1 rRNA gene is annotated in these 1,599 nt (G+C 54.5%); it reads right to left on the bottom strand.

Annotated elements, in window-relative coordinates:
- Positions 1–19 precede the first annotated feature (19 nt).
- Positions 20–1,599: ribosomal RNA gene (locus ABID19_RS34235) — 23S ribosomal RNA — on the bottom strand; the annotation flags it as partial.

Raw genomic sequence — 1,599 nt, 5'->3', positions numbered from 1 at the left:
ATGGGCATAAGGAATGAGAACGATCAAGCCGATCGAACTATTAGTACCGGTAAGCTTCAAGCGTTGCCGCTCTTCCACACCCGGCCTATCAACGTGGTCGTCTTCCACGGTTCTCAGGGAATACTCGTTTTAAGGTGGGTTTCCCGCTTAGATGCCTTCAGCGGTTATCCCGTCCGGATATAGCTACCCTGCTATGCGGCTGGCGCCACAACAGGTCCACCAGAGATCCGTCCATCCCGGTCCTCTCGTACTAGGGACAGATCCTTTCAATATTCCTACACCCACGGCAGATAGGGACCGAACTGTCTCACGACGTTCTGAACCCAACTCACGTACCGCTTTAAATGGCGAACAGCCATACCCTTGGGACCTGCTCCAGCCCCAGGATGCGATGAGTCGACATCGAGGTGCCAAACAACCCCGTCGATATGGACTCTTGGGGGTCATCAGCCTGTTATCCCCGGCGTACCTTTTATCCGTTGAGCGATGGCCCTTCCACGCGGGACCACCGGATCACTATGACCGACTTTCGTCTCTGCTCGACTTGTCAGTCTCGCAGTCAGGCAGGCTTATGCCATTGCACTCAGCGAACGATTTCCGACCGTTCTGAGCCCACCATCGCGCGCCTCCGTTACTCTTTAGGAGGCGACCGCCCCAGTCAAACTACCCACCATACATTGTCCCGGACCCGGATAACGGGCCGCGGTTAGACATCCATAGTGATAAGGGTGGTATTTCAAGGGTGGCTCCACCTGAGCTGGCGCCCAGGTTTCAAAGCCTACCACCTATCCTACACATGCCACTACGAATGCCAATGTAAAGCTATAGTAAAGGTGCACGGGGTCTTTCCGTCTAACCGCAGGAACCCCGCATCTTCACGGGGAATTCAATTTCACTGAGTCTATGCTGGAGACAGCGGGGAAGTCGTTACGCCATTCGTGCAGGTCGGAACTTACCCGACAAGGAATTTCGCTACCTTAGGACCGTTATAGTTACGGCCGCCGTTTACTGGGGCTTCGATTCAGAGCTTGCACCCCTCCTCTTAACCTTCCAGCACCGGGCAGGCGTCAGACCCTATACGTCGTCTTGCGACTTCGCAGAGCCCTGTGTTTTTGATAAACAGTCGCTACCCCCTGGTCTGTGCCACCCTCCTCCACTTGCGTGGAAAAGGGTCACGCTTCTTCCGAAGTTACGCGTGCAATTTGCCGAGTTCCTTCAGCATAGTTCTCTCAAGCGCCTTGGTATACTCTACCAGTCCACCAGTGTCGGTTTCGGGTACGGTCTATAAGGAGGAGCTATTTCCTGGAACCACGCAGCAGCCCGTTCAATCCGATAAGATTGGACTACCTCAATGATCCGTCACTTCCTCCAGGCCCACGAATATTAACGTGGTTCCCATCGTCTACGCATTTCTGCCTCGACTTAGGGGCCGGCTAACCCTGCTCAGATTAGCTTTAAGCAGGAACCCTTGGACTTTCGGCGGGGGAGTCTCTCACTCCCCTTACGTTACTCATGTCAGCATTCGCACTTCTGATACCTCCACCACCCCTCACGGGTATGGCTTCATCAGCTTACAGAACGCTCCGCTACCGCTTGCAT

It is taken from the genome of Mesorhizobium robiniae, from assembly GCF_040545535.1.
In the GTDB taxonomy this organism is placed as follows: domain Bacteria; phylum Pseudomonadota; class Alphaproteobacteria; order Rhizobiales; family Rhizobiaceae; genus Mesorhizobium; species Mesorhizobium robiniae.
Note: the sequence above shows the minus strand (reverse complement) of the source record. Positions and strands in the feature narration are given on the sequence as shown.